The organism is Geopsychrobacter electrodiphilus DSM 16401, assembly GCF_000384395.1.
GTDB classification, from domain to species: Bacteria; Desulfobacterota; Desulfuromonadia; order Desulfuromonadales; family Geopsychrobacteraceae; genus Geopsychrobacter; species Geopsychrobacter electrodiphilus.
Window position 1 is genome coordinate 916,554 of record NZ_ARWE01000001.1, and the last position, 16,953, is coordinate 933,506.

Genomic DNA, 16,953 nt, shown 5'->3' on the forward strand with positions numbered 1-16,953 from the left:
AGTTGGCATGGTGGTTGCGATATTCCTCATGGGGTGGGCTCCGCGCGGAGGGGGGCGGGGGAGGGGCCAAAGGTTGCCCCCTCCGGAGTATCATCCAGCTTCTCTTCGATCAGCCTGAAACCCGTATAAGCATTAGTGCGACGCGTTGCGTCGAGATCATCAATCATCTTCCCATCCCCACAGGGGATAGAAAGATCGCTCAGCAAACGCTTGAACTCCTTGCGGAAGTGAGGCTCACCGTATGGCTGCAGTCCCCACACCCGGCAACGCTTGCCGTACTCCTCCCACACCCTTGATTTCGATGTCTTCGCCGCAGGATCAGCCACCAGGTGTTGCTCAATGAAGTACAGCACGTTGTTATTGATCCGCTTATAGTCGTGCAGGCTCGCCTTCATACTCGCCGAATCCGTGAACCCCTCATCGCGCAGCATCACCAGACCCGCCAACGCCCAGGCGAAGATCCCCGGCAGCTCCTTGATCAGATCCTCATACAAGAAGATGTCGGCCGCGCCCTTTTTAACGAACTGACCCTGCATTTCGATGATCATGATCTTGCGAAAGAAGCCGTCGCTGTTGTCCAGCATGCGCGGCAGGCGGTTGGTCGAATAGACCAGCTTGCAGAAGGGTACAAAATCGAAAGGCGTCTGGTTCTTGAAGCTGGCCGATATCGGATCGCCCGAGACAATCGCCTTGATCTCCTGGGACTGCATCGCCTTCGACTCGACCTCGGTGCTCATGTTCAGCAGCTTGTCCACCAGGCGCGACAGATAAAACTGGTCATCCAGGCGACCCATGGGGATATGGCTGCAGTTCTCCGCCCCGACCAGCTGACGCAAAATATTCATCAGCGTCGACTTGCCATCACCACCTGGGCCATAGAGCAGTAGCATCTTCTCGTAGCGCGTCTCACGCGTCAGACAGTAGCCGAAAAACTTCTGCAGCTCGCGGATCGCGGCCGTGTCCTGCACCGTCTCCACCAGAAACTTCTTCCAGCGCTGGCACTCCAGCACGTTGTCCGGATCAAACGAAACCCCCAGGCAGTGCGTCGAATAGAAATCATGCGCATGCGGAATCAGTTCCGCCGAGACCAGGTTGAACATCCCGTTCTGCAGGCAGATAAGATTCTCGCCATCGTTCATGTGGCGCCCGATCGGCAGCACTGACAAGTCGCGGACCATGCTTGCCACGTCCGAAGCCTTGGCACTGTTGCCCTCATCACCCAGCATGCGCAGCGACTTACCCCGTATATACTGCAGATCGTACTGCTCCCAGAACTTCCCCTCCCAGCGATAAACCAGGCCGGTCAGCGGATCAGACACCACGCTCAGGTCCTCCATGATCGCCTTCGCCAACAGCGCCGGCATGAACTTGCGCCCCTTGAAGAACCTCTCAACACTCGGATCTATTGCGGGCGGCTTTGCTGGCTCGATCGTCACCGCAGTAGCCAGCAGATCATTCAAATCCGAAACGCTCAGCCCATGCGTCACAAAGAAGTCGGTCAGATCCTGGCCGTGGTTGGCAGGGTAGTAGGTGGGACACTTAGGCACAGGCAGCCTCCGACTGTCCCACTTCAACCACATTCGCCCGCACCAGGGCCTCAGCAACCGGAGGACAAACCGAATTACCACAGCGCGCTACCTGAGCCGTCTTGGTGATCTTCTTCCCGGTCGCGTCCCGATCGATGATGTAATCCTCACCGAACCCCTGCGCCCTGAAGAGCTCACGCGGCTCAAGCATCCGCATGCAGATATCGATGATCTGGTAATCTTCCCCCTTGATCGTCACCAATCCGAACCGGTGCTTACTAGTGACCGTCTGCAACGGCTCAGCGCATCCATGGCCGATATTGGTCCCGTAATATTTCAACAAGAAGGCTCGCACCTCACCAACATGAAACCCACCGGCAGTGATCGTCGGCAGCGGCTCACGTACATCCTGACCATCCTTGCAGGTACCGCGCAGCTTCAGCAGGTTGCTGGTCACCAGACCGGTTTTACCCAAACCGCCAGGCGTAACCGTACCGATCGGCTCACGCGCATCACTCCCAACGCTCTGACCGAAATGCCGCACCAGGTTGGCCGTAACAATCTGATTCTGAGTGCCGCGCATGGTCGTGGTAGGCAGCGGGGTGTCAATCTCGACACCCGTCGCACCGCCGAAATGCTTGGCCAGAAAAGCCGTGACCAGGGCATGCCTGTTTTCAGTTGGCTGAGTAGCAAGGGGATCACTCAACTTCTGGCCCCTGACATCGCTTTGAGATTTTGATCCGTAATAGGTCGAGATGATCGGCGTGACCAAACAATGCTCAGCTTTACTGGTGACAGTCGTTAATGGCTGATCAAGGGAATACTGCAGACGATCACCACCAAAACCGGTCTGACCGATCCGCACGATGAAAGGATCTGGATTATCAATGACGAACCGCTGCAGACCCCGAGCAATGCGCCGCAGGGTGTTCTCAGCCAACGGCCGCTTACGCTCAAAAATACTCTGCACCGGAATAGACCAGTCGATAATGTCAGCCGCCGTCCGGTACGGGATAAGCCCAGGGCCATGGGTCGGATCAGGCCAGACAATCGGCGCACCATCACAACGCGCGACAATAAACAGCCGCTTGCGGATCGTCGGCGCACCGTAATCACAGGCCCTTAGCTCACGATGCTCAACCTGGTAGCCAAGGCGAACCAGCTGCCGCTTCCAGTGCGCGAAAGTCTCACCCTTACGCACAGGACATGGCATGTTGTCAGCGTCCAACGGGCCCCAGGTCTTAAACTCTTCAACGTTCTCCAGCATGATCACCCGCGGCTTGACCTTCTTCGCCCAGCGGATCACCACCCAGGCAAGACCGCGAATCTTCTTTTCGACTGGCTTGCCGCCTTTCGCTTTGCTGAAATGCTTGCAGTCAGGAGAAAACCAGGCCAACCCAACCGGACGGCCACCGCAAACTTTAACCGGATCGATATCCCAGACAGATTCGCAGAAATGGTGCGTAAGAGGGTGATTGATGGCGTGCATGGCGATCGCATCAGGATCGTGGTTGATAGCGATATCAACTGGACGGCCCAGCGCAGCCTCAATGCCAGTAGAGGCCCCACCACCACCGGCAAAATTGTCAACGACCAGGTCATCAAAATTAATTGAATACTGAGGGTCAATCCGATACTTCATCAAGGTCGGAGATCCCCCTTAGAAATAAAATTTTCCAGTATAGGCATCAGCTCACGGACCTGCTCTTGACTTAAGTGCATCCGGGTACATCTATGGCCAGCGAAATCAATATCAACGCCAAGCCAGATAGCACTCGTCTCGGCAAGTGAACTTTCTTGAATTGAACAACTGCTTCCATAAATGTCATTGAAGTGCGCGACAGCAAACCCACGTGATGTTAATTTAATATTCACTCAGACCCTCCCATCAACTCAGGCCAAATCAGCACCCGCACCTGTTTCGCATGGTTCGCAATGCACGCAGCCGCCTGCATCGCCCCCTTGTAGCCGGTATTATCAGCGTCATACACAATCAGCACGCCGCGGTCCTTCATTGCCTGGCTAAACTCTTCCGTCCAGGTACCGGCACCGGCCGTCTGCGTAACAGCGTTCAACCCCTGACTCAAGGCACACAGCAGATCCGACTCACCTTCAACCACCCACAGCAAACCCGGCTTCCATTGCGCCGGCGGCGGGTAAAGGCGCGTGCGGCCGTAATCGATCGGCTTCTCCCCGCAAGCAGCGCACACCTTCGCCTTGTCAACCTTGGTCCAGGCACCACCGCAGGCATGACACTGCTGGTCGTACCAGCTGATGATCTTCATCTTCGCGGCACCAGGCTGATACAGGCGGATATTGCACAAACGCCCCTCATCATCCCGAATCGGCATGGCGATCTTCTTGTACCGACCACCCGCCACAAACTCACGCAGTCCCATCCGGGTAATAACCTCCGGCGTCCAGCCGCGCGACTTCACCAGCTCGGCAATTCGCTCAGCCGGGAGGGGAGGGAGGGCCGCATAGATCGACTCATCAACAAACGCATCAGGCAGGGGTGCCGGCTTCGGCTTCGCTGTTGGTTTTTTGGTGGGAGATTTCGGCTTGGTAAACGATGAGCTGTCCCCGAATTCCGTCTTGAAGGCCTTCAGGTCCTGACGATCCAGACCGTTCACCTCGCACCACAGGTTGACCAGGTCGCCCCCCTCGTTGCAGCCCTTGCACTTGTACCAGTCATCCCCGAAGTGATAAACGAACGATGCCGAGCTATCAGCATGCAAAGGGCACTTTCCGTGCTGCTTCACATCGCCATAAATCCGATCGACCTGAAACAATCCCTCGGCGATTTGCTTACGCTCGCTCGCGGTCAAATTATCTGCAGCCCAGCCCATTAACAGCGAACCTCAAACAATCCAGCCTGAGATCCTTCGCCGCGCTCAGCAAAGGCCTGCAGCCATTGACGCAACAACGCCTGAGCCATCGAGCACTCGCGTTTAAATATCGGTAAATCCTTCGCCTTTTCGGCGTCCATAATCCGACGCCATGCCGCAATCAACTGATCATAAGCATCGCCAAGTTCAACCTGCAGCCAGGCTGTAAAGCCGACCGGGCAGCGGTTAAATTCCAACGTCAACGCATCAATCGACTTACCAGCCTCATCCCGATCGAACTCACGCTCAGTCGGTGCGCTGCCGTGCTTCATCAATCCAGATAGATCGGCTAAACTCATTTGAAACCCTCCATCAAAACGCCTGCTCAACTAAAAACGGGTTAGCCAGCTCAACCTCTAATCTGGCCTTCGTGGCCGCCAATACCCGATCGGCCATCTCATCACCATAAAAAGACCGGATATGCGGCTCACACAGCGTGTGCGAATCATTGTCTTGAGCGGGGATATTCTGCTCGCGTTGGCACAGACAGCAAATCGACCGAACTTCCATCACAGCCCCCTCGCCAGAAACGCATGATCAATCACACCATCGAGGCCGCGATACTTGCACGGCAGATAGTTCGGGCAATCAGGCAGCACCTCATCAGCCGCATACGCCGCCAGCGCCTCACGGCACCGCTGAGGCAACAACACACAGCTGGTTTTACGCAGACATCCATTACAATCAACGACGTTCTCAGACATTTGCAGCCTCCCTGTCTCGCAAGGGTTACCTGAAAAAAACCGATCACTTGTCGACACCAGCAACGCAATACCCAGGGACTTGCAGCTGGCTCTCAAGGTCAGACGTACCAGACCAACCGAAAGCCACCAAAATCAGCACCACCACCAGGTATCCATACAGATTCTTTTTCATGGTTTTGCTCCTGAATATAAAAAGGGCCAGGGACCGCAGGAGGGGGGTAGCAGCCCCCAGCCCTTTACACCTGCCAGCCGAATTGCCAGCAAGATCAAATTAAAATAAGTGCCTGTCTTTCCAGGCTGTCATGCGACCAGAGGTTTGTGCGGCTCCTAGTACCGGAAAACCTTTAGCGAGTCCCGGGAGTGCGGGTGTCTGGTAAACCGGGGACTGTCACGAGCGTCAACTCTGCCCCTAAATATCCATGAGGGTGCCGTTTCGCCCTTTTCACCTCTCCCTGTGTCGCAAACTCTTTCGCCGCCAACCGCTCACGCGCCACCCGCTTCAATCGCACCAATAGCGGGAACAGATTCTCGGCTAAATGCTGATACTGCTGGTCGGTCAGATCGGATCGCTGCACCTGGTAGGGTCGATTGACTAGATTCGTTGATTTATCGCTTGCCATCTGCCATCCTTCCCAAAACCAATCAGAGGGGATAAAAATGGAACTCATCACCTACCTGAACAGGTCCGCAGTTAAGATCACTTGCTCTTTTTGCGGATCACCGTTCGTCGTTTTTGTTGAAAACCTTGCGCCACATAACCTCTACCCGTGCCCAACCTGTGGAACCCGAAGAGAGTTCGTTAAAGAGGATCACCTTTCGATCCTCGCTCAGAAATCCGAACGGGATCTGCCTGGCAAGGGTTGAACGTTTTGCAACGTTCATTCAGGGCCATGATCTCCGTCTCAAGCCGCTGAGCATCTGCAGCGGTCGTCTCACGAGCCAGCGCAGGGGTAAACGGTAATGATCGCTCGGCATCGTCCCAATCCCAATCATCAATAAACTCAAGATGCTCACGATCCTCATCTGTCAGCGGCTCCAGGTCGTCAAACGAGCGACCCTGAATCTCGACACCACAGCAACGGCAAAAGGTCAGATATGATGGCGAGATATAAACGCAGTCGCCAAAGTCGTGGCCCTTGAATAGGCAGATCAGTTTTTTAATCAGGCGCGAAAGGTATTTCATGCCTTACCCCTCCGTGCCAGTACGACGATCCTCACCACTGCGCTCAGGCTTGTGATGACCGTGGTCGATACACTTCTGCTGTTGGTTGTCGATCACTTCTTGCAGTTCTTCCTGCGTGTGGATCTGCTTCAGCACCAGGTCAAACTTCAGCTCCTCAATCACCCGCTCAACATCAAGAATCTGCTCCATTGCCCGGACGAAAGTTGCCCGATATTCCGGATCACTCTTGAAGTCGATCTTCAAATACTTCTCGGCCAGATCATCAGTCGCCAAGAGCGCCTCTTTCATTTCCTTCTGCATTTTGGAAACGATAGACGCCGGGTCATTGCGGATATTGTTCAATTCTGGATAGTTGCGCAGCATAATGTGTTGTCTGATGGGGCAGGTTTGGCAGTGATGCAGGAGGATCTCAGGTGCGTTAAGGACCTCAGATATTCGGATTAATGTGCGAGCATCTGGCGGGTTCTTAAGCTCATCATTTTCAATTTTAGAGATAGTCCCCTTTGTTAACCCAACAAGAGCACCGAGGTCCTCTCCGCGCATCTTGGCTTTATTTCTTGCCGCTTTTATTTGCTGGCCTAAAGTCATTTCAACCTCCAATGTTTCCTTTTGTAAAACTTATAGTTGCTTAAAAGGATACTGTCAAGCATAAAAAATCATTATACGAAACATTTAGCACATAAAGGTTACCCTTGTATCACCATAAGCTACTAATTTATAAGGTGTATCTTTTAAAGAAACAAGTTTGACAAACGGAAATTTTTTATCTTAAATAGACACATGGAAGATAAAACAAGAGGCATAGGCAGGAGGGTTCGGGATATCCGCGAGAAGTTAAATCTCACGCAGGAAGACCTCGGAAAAATTCTCGGAGTTGAAAAAGGGACTGTCTCAAAATATGAAAATGAGGGTACAAAGCTGAGCCCAGATGCTCTCGCAACTATTGCGAGCATGGGTAAATCAACCATTGACTGGCTTGTGATCGGTAAAGGGCCAGGACCTGGCGCACACTCAAACACCAACGAAACACAAACGCCATACGGGGGCCTCAACCGAGAACTCGCGGCCGAGGTTGTCAGTTTCATCTTCGAAACTGCAAATGAACTCGGGGTGACGCTCATCCCCGAAAAAGCCAAAAACCTGTTCTTAATGATTCATGATGAATTCGCTGCCACCAAGCAGATCGACAAAGCCAAGGTTATTCAATTGATCCGCCTCGCGGCCTGATCCGCAACCACCACAGCAGAAGGAGGGGTCCTTGTCTGTAGAACAGTTCAACCAACAAAAACGAAGTCTTGCCCAGGCGTTCAGGGGGGCCGTTGATGCAGGTAAGCCTGGTCACAGCAAACAACCAGCGGCCATTAAGTGGCTGATACCGGTGCTGCTGATCTGCACCATGCTACCTATCGATGCTGCTGCCGTTTTTTTATCATTGACCGCAGCCATTACAATAATGATCACCATTGCAGCCGCCTGGCAGAAGATCATCATCCTCAACAAATCGACAACGCAGATCATTGCGGGTCTTGCCATCGTCTCGATTCTCTCCGGGTGTGGCCCGGTATTGTTCGGCACCCCAAATGACCTCAGCTTCTTCGACCTTGGCCACCACCCAGACGTCAAAACCTATACTGTGCAAAAAGTCGGTGTCTTCGGCTTCGGCCTTGAAGGGGCAACAGTTGAAACAGCCATGAAAGAAGCCGACATCAAAAATGTTATCGCCATGCAAACCGTCCGTGGTTACGGGCTGATCAGCATGTCGCGTATCACGATCGCTGGGAAATAAGAAAAGGGAACGAAAATAATGAGATATATAATTCTTATGGCCGCAACTGCTCTTTCAGGCTGTGTTTCATCAATGATTCTAAACATCCCTGATTTTTCAAAAATAGAAGACAACCATAAAACGCTAATAGCAGAGACAACCGATATCGGGCTGCAGACCTTGTATGAAAATCAAAGTTTGACCCACTACATTGTTGGAAAAACTAATGTGTATTGTTCCGAGTTGTTCTCAATGGATAAAGATAAATATCGATGTTTTTCTCTTGAAGGTAAAAACTTAACTCAAGGGATGAATCCGCTAACATTCAAACTGGCACCACTTAAAACTGTGGTCCCTGTAAAATTCGCAGCGTTGCATCAATAACGTAAATGAACGCCGCAATCCGCGGATCAGCGTCGCCGGAAAATAAGTAAAGGGGAGGGGAACAATGGCAGGAGCTATTCTCGCGAGTCTAATATTGGTAGGCATTCTGATATTCGCGATGGTTGCCTTTGCGAAGAAATCTCGGCCAGAAAACTATAACCAGTCAACGCAAAGCCCACTATCCGACACAAATTCGTTTGAAGCCACAGTTACCCGTGTCATTCGTACAGTAGATAGCCCAAAAAAAGACGCCTCACTTGAAAAAATGATCCTCGGCACAAAATGTCGGATCGAATGGTTTAGCGACTACCTGGATGTTTACAAAATATCAGACTCAGAAGAGCAACACGACGACCCAAGGCGGTGGGTTGATGTCTTTGTTGATAACGAGCGCTATGGATATGCATGGGGAGAAGGATATTGGACCCACAACTCAGATAATCTCGATAGAAGAGGTGATATTGAGCGGTGGATTTGTGAAATTCTTAACCAAAACTATGAGAGCTGCCTCCCTCACCAGCTTGAAACGCTATCAACGTTTGAGCAAGCCGGTGAATTTTGCATTAGAGGTAAGGGACCAACATTTAAGGTAACCGCCTGGATCAAAAAAAAAAGGCTATGTTGCTAATTTTCAGATAGACGATTTTTACAAAGGGAAGCTCAACATTAGATCCCAAAACATAGAACTCCCTATAAGGTGTTCAGGAATTTCTAGTAGTATTGTCGTTTGGCTTACCGCAGAAATTCATAAACTGCAAAAAGCAGAAGCATAGCGAGGTCAACACAATGATATATATTGTTGTTTGGGTTATTTGTGGGTTTATCTGCTCAGTAATCGCCGGATCAAAAGGTCGAAGCTCTGGAGCTTTTTTCTTTCTCGGAATTCTTTTTGGCCCCATCGGTATAATTATTGCCGCAGTCATCCCCAAAAACGACCTGGTTATCGAAAAAGATGCTATTCAAAACGGACATATGAAGAAATGTCCCAAGTGTGCTGAAGCGATAAAAGCAGAGGCTGTTGTTTGCCGATATTGTTCCTACGAATTTGGCGCAAAAAATGAACCCATTATAGGCGAAGCTCAACCCAATGAAATGAAACAGGTTGACTGCGGACATTGTTCAACAACTATCAACTACTCCACAAAACTTGCAGGGACAACGGAGCGTTGCCCAAAGTGTAGCAATTTGATGATCTTCCCAGCATAGATAACCAGTTGCCCGCAGGGTACACCCCTAACGGTCGGCCCCCTCCGCCTGCGGGGGGGCACTCTGCGGGCTTTTTATTTTTAAAGAATGAAACCGATGCTCGGCATCTGAAGAGGTTGGAAGCCGTAGCAGATGAATATCTCATCAAGGTTTGGACAACAGGAGGCGGGAACAATGGCAAACAAAGAAGTAACTGGCAAAAAAGCAGCTAGCGCAGCATCAAAAACTCTTAAAAGTCCCACTGCGAGCAAAGCCGCTAAGTCAGCAGCTGCATCTGCTTTGAGTCAGACAAAAGCACCAGCTAAAGTGACCTCACCCAAAGCCGCAACGTCAGCATCAAAAACACTTACAAGCTCGAAATCAAGCAAACCCGCAAAAAGTGCAGCGGCCTCGGCCTTAACACAGAAGCCAAATCGGAAAAAATAGATAAAACAGGAATAAACAGACAACCAGTTGCCCGCAGAGTGTTCCTTAACGGTCGACACCCCTCCTCCCGAGGGAGCACTCTGTGGGCTTTTTTATTAGAATCAAATACAAAAAGGTGGGGGAAATTAAGACCATATCGTATTTTGAACCCCCGTGTTACTGAAATTGGGTAATGCTCCAGCGCATGTAATTTTCTATGTGATTAATAATATTTGAAAAAGGAGTTAATGATGTACGTAAATCGAAAGGCAATGTATCAGGAATTGGAGCAGGCTAGAAATTCAAAAGTACTAGTTTATGTAACAGGAGATCGTCCTGGACTAGAAACCAGGATCGCGTCAGAAGTATATGACCTTTTTGTAAACCAGTTGGATAAAATTGGAATAACTAATAAAATCTCTCTTTATCTCTATACACGTGGTGGAGATACACTTGCTGCATGGAGTATTATTAATTTAATAAAACAATTCGCGGACGAAATTGAAGTTATAGTACCCTCAAAGTGCCATAGCGCTGGCACACTTATGGCCTTGGGTGCTAACAATATTATTATGACAAAGCAGGCCACTTTAGGGCCAATAGATCCAAGTATTAACGACCCACTGAACCCGCAGATACCAGGTGCTGCACCTGATGCAAAGGTTCCTGTTAGCGTAGAAGATATAAAGGGCTTCATAGAACTCGCAGTAGAAGAATGTAAAATGACAGGGCCAGAACACCTTAAAGACGTCATGTCAATACTTTCAAATAACGTTCATCCTTTGGTTCTTGGTCGTGTCTTTAGAGCAAAAAGCCAGATTCAAATGCTTGCAACAAAACTCATTAAAGAACACATTGAAGATGAAAGCATAGTAGAAAGGATTGTTAAGTTTTTATGTAGTGAATCTGGTAGCCATGATTACACGATTCACCGCAGGGAAGCACGGAATTCTCTGGGAATGTTAGTAGAAAAACCGGACGACGTACTTTACGCGAAGATAAAAAATATTTATGATGATATTGAAAATGAATTAGCATTGACCTCTCGATTTGAACCAAACAGCTTTCTTGGTACTGACAACCAAAAAACATATGGCCTTAAGCGGTGTTTGCTTGAAAGTGTTGAAGGTGGAAGTCACTACTACGTTAGTGAAGGTGTGATTCGTCGCCAGCAAATTCAGCCACAACCGGGGATAGTACAACAGGTAATCAATGATAACCGCAGCTTTGAGGGATGGAAATATGAAACACCATAGCAGCTCAGCAAAAGATTTTACAACTGAGCCACACTACATTAACTCTGTAGTTCACTCTCCCCAGATTCAAGGCTCGACTGACCCAACTTCTCTGATGTCGATCATAAAAAATCAGACGATGTACACCAGTGTTTTTAGTGTTACGCACTTCATTGGTGATTTAGAAGAAAATAGGTAGAGCTTTCATCATTCAATCTTTATCGGCTCTTCCCAATGCCCGTCTTCGTCTGTACTTGGAAGGCAATTCAATGTCTCGGGCTTGGGAACATGGTTCGAACGGACAAACTGAACATCACTGAACATCCGAATGGCCCGAGAGTCCAGGGATTGTTGAATGACCTGCGTATGGATCCACATGGTATCCTTGCCTGAGGCAGAATGGTTATCGAATAACCAGTTGCCCGCAGAGTGCTCCCGAGGGAACACTCTGCGGGCTCTTTCGTAAATAAGGCAAAATGAACGCCGCCATCTACATCCGCAAATCCCGTGAGGACAAAGACAAAGACTCCCACCGCCTCACTGTCCAACGTGAACAGCTTCCAGCCTATGCCATCGCGCAAGGCTGGAAGCCCCATATCTATGATGACGGCCACGCCAGCGCCGCCCGGGGTAAAGCCGAAGATCTGAAGCAACGCGCCCGACTCGAAGCCGACATCAACGCCGGTAAAATCAACATCATCCTCACCATCGAACTCTCGCGCCTCAGCCGCGACGACAGCTTGCAAGACTACACCGCCTGGTTGCATCTGTGCGGACAACACCAGGTTAAGCTCGCCACCCTCAGCCGCACCCTCGATCCAGCCCAAACCAGCGACTGGATGCTGCTGCTCCTGGAAGGCGGGTTCTCTTCGGTCGAAATGAAGATCATGCAGATCCGCATGGCAGAAGGGCGGCGGCAGGCGAAACTCGCCGGTAAATACCTGGGCGGCAAACCACCCATGCCCTACACTTATGATAAAGCCGAACACGCCGTCAAAATCGATCCACAACAGCTCAAAACCTTCGAACGCATCATCACCCTTGCTCACAACCACAGCGCCCGCAGCATCGCCGAGCAGGTGGGCCTGCCGCACATCCGCGTGCGCCGTATCATCGCCGATGATCGCCTGCTCTTTTACCAGGGCAAACGCCTCGACGAGCAGACCGGCAATGAGATCACCGGCCAATGGCCCGCCGTCATCGACGCTAAAACCGCCCACGCCATCGCCCAAAACCGCAAAACCGGACACCACAGCCCCCGGCGTGAGATCACCGGCATGCTCAGCGCCTGCGGCCTGATGATCTGCCAATACTGCGGCCGCTCCGTCCGCACCTGGGCCAACGGTAAGCCCCGCAAAAGCGACGGCCTCAAGCTACAATACTACGGCTGCCGACACCTCGACAAAAAAGGCGGCTGCGGATCCGCGCGCATGATCCCCCAGAGCGTCATCGACCAGCTCGTGCTCACCAACGTCTCCAACACCCTCGAGCGCCTCGATCAGATCAAAACCTACTGGATCGACCACAACAGCACCAACACCACCGCCCAGCAGATCAAAGCCATCAACACCGAACTCGACAGCCTGCAAAAACAAAAACAGCGCCTCATCGACGCCATCACCGAAGGCATTATCGACTTCGCCGACGCCAAAGAAAAACGCCAACAGATCGAAACTAGCAGCAACGCCTGTAAAAAACGCCTGGCCGAACTCACCAACCAAACCACCGAACCGCCCAACTGGGAGGACATCACCCTCACCCGGGCAGAGATCGACCAGCTCACCAAAAAAGAACAGCGCGAACTGCTGATAGCCATACTTGAAAGCATCACCATCGGCACCACCACCATCACTCTCAACTACAAATTTCCCCGCCACCCAGACGGCCGAACCACCGCCCAAATAAAACTCCCCGCACCCGGCAAAACCAACCCCAAAGGCCACTGGAAACCATAATAAAAAAGCCGCAAACCCTGACGGGCGGCGGCCTTGAAACTCATTATTATATAGCTCATACGCTCTACCAACTGAGCTAGGGCGGCAGATTGCGTCTGCAGTATTTAGCGCAATTGCCACCCTTAGTCAATCACTTCCAGCCAACCCTTCGAATTAGGCGCCGCGCTTAAGCTGGGCGGTCACCTCGGCAACATGCTGCCCCTGAAAGCGCGCAATGGCCAGTTCATTTTCACTCGGCATGCGTGAACCGTCGGCGCCGGCGAGAGTGGTGGCGCCGTAGGGCGAGCCACCCGAAACTTCGTCCAGGGTCAGGAGACGCTGTTCGCTGTAGGGAACTCCGACGATGATCATGCCGTGGTGCAGCAATGTGGTGTGAAAGCTGGTGATGGTGGTCTCCTGACCACCGTGCTGGGTCCCGGTTGAGGCGAAGACACTGCTGACTTTACCAATCAGGCCGCCTGTCATCCACAGTCCGCCGGTCTGATCGAGAAAGTTGCGCATTTGAGCTGTCATGTTGCCGAAACGGGTCGGGGTGCCGAAGATGATGCCGTCGGCCTCGGCCAGGTGGTCGGGGGTGGCCATCGGAATATGAGCAAAACTGTCACGGGCGGCTTTAGCGCCGCTCTTCTCCAGCGCCTCCTCCGACATGAGTTCGGGGACCTGGAGCAGGCTGACTTCAACCCCCGCGACCTGGCGAGCCCCCGCGCTGATAGCTTCAGCCAACTGATAAACATGCGAATACATGCTGTAAAAAACTACCTGGATTTTTGTCATGATGTGTCTCCTTATGCGTTCTGCGTCTGATGTTGGTTTTGGATACTTTTGCCTGTTGAACGCTTACTTGTCGGTCAGCATTTTGTCGACCGATAAGGCCCCGCCCCCCTTGATCAGCAGCACGACGGCAATGCCGATCGCCAGAAGATGAAACTCGAAACCTTCACCGCCCTGGTTGCCGGTCCAGTTCATAAAAAAGCCATTCTGCCAGTGGACCATGGCGATGGCGCCAATCATATTCGCTGCAACTCCAAGGGCCCCGAGGCGGGTCAGAAAACCAGTGATCAGACCGAGAGCACCTAATGATTCGGCAAGTATTACCAGCAGGGCTAATGCTCCCGGAACCCCCATCTGACCGGTCAAAAAGCCGTAGGTACCGGAGAATCCGTAGCCGCCAAACAGACCGATGGTCTTCTGCAGGCCATGGGGCAGGATGACGACGCCCAGGGTTAAACGGAGCAGCAGCAGCGACAGATCATTGTTGGTAGTGAGAAATTTTTTAAACATGATTGTTCCCTTTCGGCTGAATGAATCTGGTTTGAACGTTTGACCGAAAAAATCAGACCCCAAGGCCAAGTTTACGGCACAGGCGGCGCAGTTCAACCTGCTCAGGAGCGGTAAGCACCGCCAGACGGCGGGTAATATTTCCAATCTGGCACGGCATAATTTCTGCGATCAATTTGCGGCCGGCTTCGGTCAGCGCGACGCTATAGTAACGGCGGTCTTCAGGCAGTCTGTGCCTCTTGACCAGGCCGCGTTTTTCAAGGTTGTCGACCACTGTCGTTATGTTGCCACCAGTTTTGAGCAGCTTTTTACCGATATCCCGCTGACAGAGCGGGCCAAGGTGATAGAGGGCCTCAAGTGTTCCGAACTGCCCGACGCTCAAATTGATGGAGGCCAGATTTCGGGTGGTATCGCTCGTGACGGTCTCGGCACAACGTAATAAGCTGATGTAGGTGTTAAGGGCCAGGTCTTCCTGAGGGCTGCCCTGATGATGGGTCGGCAATTATGACTCCTTTAGTTATAATTTAAAGTTAAACTATCAAACGTCGAAGAAGTCTGTCAAGGGGGGCCGGGGACTTTTCCCAGTAGGAAGAGGCGTGATCTGTATGACTCGATTTTTGGAATTTTAGCTGCGTTGTTCGAGCGGCAGTTCAGTTTTTCGCACCACAGTTTTTAGGGCAAATGAGGATTGGACACGCAGCACGCCGGACAGGCTGGTGAGAAGGTTGTGGATGCGCAGGTAATCTGTATTGTCACGAACAATAACGCGCAGCAGATAATCACTGGCACCCGACATCAGATAGCATTCCAGGACTTCGCTGACCTTGATGATCTCTTTTTCGAACAGCTGCATCTTCTCTTGCTGCTGACCTTCCAGAGTCACCTGGACAAAGACGTTTCCCGGTTTGCCGATCGCCGCCTGATTAATCAGCATCACGTAACGGTCGATGATCCCGCTCTGCTCCAGGAGGCGCACCCGGCGCAGGCAGGCCGACTCTGACAGACCGGCCGCCTGTGCCAGTTGCACGTTACTCAGGCGACCATCTGTCTGCAGGGCGCTTAAAATACGGCGATCAATCGCATCAATGCTTATCTGTAGCTGATTATCCATGTTTTCCCTTGTTTAACGAAAGAATCTGCGACAAATATAGCAAATTAAAGCGCAGTTCGCAAGGACATGGCTAATGCTCTCTGATAGGCTTAAAAGTCAGGATGAGACAACCTACTAGTCGCTGCGAATAAAGGAGAAAGCTGATGATCGTTGGTATTTTGAAAGAGATCAAAACCGAGGAGAACCGGGTCTGTATGACACCGGCCGGGGCTGAAGTGATGTGTAATAACGGTCATCAGGTGCTGGTCGAAACCGGCGCCGGTATTGGCAGCGGCTTTAGTGACGCCGATTATCTGGCGGCTGGCGCCAGCATTGCTGCGGACAATAAAGAGGTTTTCGCCAAAGCCGAGATGCTGATGCATGTCAAGGAACCGCAGCCGAGTGAATACCCTCTGATTCGTCCCGGTCAGATCTTCTTCACCTATTTTCATTTTGCCGCCAGCGCAGAGTTGACCCGCGCGATGCTGAAGAGCAAGGCGGTCTGTATCGCCTATGAAACCATCACCCAGCCGGATGGCAGCCTGCCGCTTCTGACCCCGATGAGTGAGGTCGCCGGACGGATGGCGGCGCAGGAAGGTGCCAAATATCTCGAACGGTCGCAGGGCGGCCGCGGCATCCTGATGGGCGGTGTACCGGGGGTGGCCCCTGCGACCGTACTGGTTTTGGGCGGCGGGGTAGTCGGAACCCACGCGGCGCAGATGGCTTGCGGACTCGGGGCCAAGGTCTACTTGCTCGATATGAACCTTGATCGCCTGCGGCATCTTGCGGTCGTGATGCCGAAGAACTGTTTTCCGATGATGTCCTCGCCAGCCACGGTCCGTGACCTGGTGCAGGAGGCTGACGTCGTGATCGGCGCGGTCCTGCTGCATGGCGCCAAGGCACCGAAGCTGGTGACGCGCGAGATGTTGAAGACTATGAAGAAGGGGGCGGTGCTGGTCGATGTCGCCATTGATCAGGGGGGCTGCTTTGAAACCTCGAAGGCCACCACTCACAAGGATCCGATCTATGAGGTTGACGGGATCGTCCACTACTGTGTCGCCAATATGCCGGGCGCGGTGCCGCTGACCTCGACCATGGCGTTGACCAACGCGACGCTCCCCTATGCGCTGAGCATCGCGAGCAGGGGGTGGAAGGCGGTCGCCAAGAGTCACGTCGGCATCCGGGCCGGTTTCAACGTGGTCGAAGGGACTGTCTGCTATAAAGGGGTGGCCGAAGCGTTTGATATGGACTACGTTCCGGTCGAAGAGTTGGTGAAGGTTGAACCCTGACCCGTCTCGCGAGCTTCAATAAAAAGCCCCGGTGCAGAATTTCTG

23 protein-coding genes are annotated in these 16,953 nt (G+C 52.1%); 9 read left to right on the forward strand and 14 right to left on the reverse strand.

The annotated features are described in order from the left end of the window. Positions 1–26: 26 nt before the first annotated feature. The 10 genes from D888_RS20650 to D888_RS20660 all read right to left on the reverse strand — a co-directional run bounded on the left by D888_RS20650 (position 27) and on the right by D888_RS20660 (position 6,901). Complete coding sequence (locus tag D888_RS20650) at positions 27–1,547, reverse strand: DNA primase family protein (protein WP_020675297.1); 1,521 nt, start codon at positions 1,545–1,547, stop codon at positions 27–29. After that, positions 1,540–3,168: a DNA cytosine methyltransferase gene (locus D888_RS0104270; protein ID WP_020675298.1), complete on the reverse strand. Its 1,629-nt coding sequence runs from the start codon at positions 3,166–3,168 to the stop codon at positions 1,540–1,542. Before D888_RS0104270 ends, D888_RS20650 begins: the two co-directional genes overlap by 8 nt. A 229-nt stretch (positions 3,169–3,397) precedes the next feature. After that, positions 3,398–4,375 (reverse strand): CHC2 zinc finger domain-containing protein, encoded by a 978-nt coding sequence (locus D888_RS0104275; RefSeq protein WP_020675299.1) that lies wholly within the window; start codon positions 4,373–4,375, stop codon positions 3,398–3,400. Next, entirely contained in the window at positions 4,375–4,713 is a 339-nt protein-coding gene (locus tag D888_RS0104280; RefSeq protein WP_020675300.1) for a hypothetical protein, read from the reverse strand. Before D888_RS0104280 ends, D888_RS0104275 begins: the two co-directional genes overlap by 1 nt. A 13-nt stretch (positions 4,714–4,726) precedes the next feature. After that, positions 4,727–4,924, reverse strand: coding sequence for a hypothetical protein (locus D888_RS0104285; protein ID WP_020675301.1), 198 nt, complete (start codon positions 4,922–4,924; stop codon positions 4,727–4,729). After that, entirely contained in the window at positions 4,924–5,118 is a 195-nt protein-coding gene (locus tag D888_RS0104290) for a hypothetical protein (RefSeq protein WP_020675302.1), read from the reverse strand. Before D888_RS0104290 ends, D888_RS0104285 begins: the two co-directional genes overlap by 1 nt. 43 nt (positions 5,119–5,161) lie before the next feature. Then, positions 5,162–5,290, reverse strand: coding sequence for a hypothetical protein (locus D888_RS24735; protein WP_020675303.1), 129 nt, complete (start codon positions 5,288–5,290; stop codon positions 5,162–5,164). Between the two features lie 172 nt (positions 5,291–5,462). Then, positions 5,463–5,738, reverse strand: coding sequence for a hypothetical protein (locus D888_RS0104300; protein WP_020675304.1), 276 nt, complete (start codon positions 5,736–5,738; stop codon positions 5,463–5,465). A 179-nt stretch (positions 5,739–5,917) separates the two neighbouring features. Beyond that, entirely contained in the window at positions 5,918–6,301 is a 384-nt protein-coding gene (locus tag D888_RS0104305; RefSeq protein WP_020675305.1) for a hypothetical protein, read from the reverse strand. Between the two features lie 3 nt (positions 6,302–6,304). Continuing rightward, positions 6,305–6,901: a helix-turn-helix domain-containing protein gene (locus D888_RS20660; RefSeq protein ID WP_020675306.1), complete on the reverse strand. Its 597-nt coding sequence runs from the start codon at positions 6,899–6,901 to the stop codon at positions 6,305–6,307. 180 nt (positions 6,902–7,081) lie between these two features. Here D888_RS20660 and D888_RS0104315 point away from each other — a divergent pair, with 180 nt between their 5' ends. From D888_RS0104315 to D888_RS0104355, 8 genes are all read left to right on the forward strand, one after another. Then, on the forward strand, positions 7,082–7,528 hold the full coding sequence (locus D888_RS0104315) for a helix-turn-helix domain-containing protein (RefSeq protein ID WP_020675307.1): 447 nt from the start codon (positions 7,082–7,084) through the stop codon (positions 7,526–7,528). Between the two features lie 31 nt (positions 7,529–7,559). After that, a complete protein-coding gene (locus tag D888_RS0104320; protein WP_020675308.1) occupies positions 7,560–8,087 on the forward strand; it encodes a hypothetical protein in 528 nt (175 codons plus the stop codon). Between the two features lie 18 nt (positions 8,088–8,105). Continuing rightward, positions 8,106–8,450: a hypothetical protein gene (locus tag D888_RS0104325; protein WP_020675309.1), complete on the forward strand. Its 345-nt coding sequence runs from the start codon at positions 8,106–8,108 to the stop codon at positions 8,448–8,450. 64 nt (positions 8,451–8,514) lie between these two features. Continuing rightward, positions 8,515–9,078 (forward strand): hypothetical protein, encoded by a 564-nt coding sequence (locus D888_RS0104330; protein WP_020675310.1) that lies wholly within the window; start codon positions 8,515–8,517, stop codon positions 9,076–9,078. Positions 9,079–9,236: 158 nt separating this feature from the next. After that, on the forward strand, positions 9,237–9,656 hold the full coding sequence (locus tag D888_RS23920) for a zinc ribbon domain-containing protein (RefSeq protein ID WP_156826944.1): 420 nt from the start codon (positions 9,237–9,239) through the stop codon (positions 9,654–9,656). 174 nt (positions 9,657–9,830) lie between these two features. Then, positions 9,831–10,082 (forward strand): hypothetical protein, encoded by a 252-nt coding sequence (locus D888_RS23555; RefSeq protein ID WP_083928770.1) that lies wholly within the window; start codon positions 9,831–9,833, stop codon positions 10,080–10,082. 227 nt (positions 10,083–10,309) lie between these two features. Next, positions 10,310–11,317, forward strand: a complete 1,008-nt coding sequence (locus D888_RS0104345) for an SDH family Clp fold serine proteinase (RefSeq protein WP_211215657.1) — start codon at positions 10,310–10,312, stop codon at positions 11,315–11,317. Between the two features lie 455 nt (positions 11,318–11,772). Then, the gene (locus tag D888_RS0104355; RefSeq protein WP_020675315.1) at positions 11,773–13,251 is read left to right on the forward strand and encodes a recombinase family protein; all 1,479 of its coding nucleotides are present in this window, start codon (positions 11,773–11,775) and stop codon (positions 13,249–13,251) included. A 153-nt stretch (positions 13,252–13,404) separates the two neighbouring features. On the opposite strand, the gene wrbA is transcribed toward D888_RS0104355, so the two are convergent. The 4 genes from wrbA to D888_RS0104375 form a co-directional block, all read right to left on the reverse strand. Beyond that, on the reverse strand, positions 13,405–14,025 hold the full coding sequence (gene wrbA / locus D888_RS0104360; protein ID WP_020675316.1) for an NAD(P)H:quinone oxidoreductase: 621 nt from the start codon (positions 14,023–14,025) through the stop codon (positions 13,405–13,407). A 63-nt stretch (positions 14,026–14,088) separates the two neighbouring features. Continuing rightward, on the reverse strand, positions 14,089–14,532 hold the full coding sequence (locus D888_RS0104365; RefSeq protein WP_020675317.1) for a DoxX family protein: 444 nt from the start codon (positions 14,530–14,532) through the stop codon (positions 14,089–14,091). Between the two features lie 52 nt (positions 14,533–14,584). Further along, on the reverse strand, positions 14,585–15,031 hold the full coding sequence (locus D888_RS0104370; protein ID WP_020675318.1) for a MarR family winged helix-turn-helix transcriptional regulator: 447 nt from the start codon (positions 15,029–15,031) through the stop codon (positions 14,585–14,587). 123 nt (positions 15,032–15,154) lie between these two features. Beyond that, positions 15,155–15,640 carry an Lrp/AsnC family transcriptional regulator gene (locus D888_RS0104375; RefSeq protein WP_020675319.1) on the reverse strand — a complete coding sequence of 162 codons (486 nt, stop codon included), beginning with the start codon at positions 15,638–15,640 and terminating at the stop codon, positions 15,155–15,157. Between the two features lie 143 nt (positions 15,641–15,783). Here D888_RS0104375 and ald point away from each other — a divergent pair, with 143 nt between their 5' ends. Further along, the gene (ald, locus tag D888_RS0104380) at positions 15,784–16,908 is read left to right on the forward strand and encodes an alanine dehydrogenase (protein WP_020675320.1); all 1,125 of its coding nucleotides are present in this window, start codon (positions 15,784–15,786) and stop codon (positions 16,906–16,908) included. Positions 16,909–16,953: the final 45 nt, after the last annotated feature.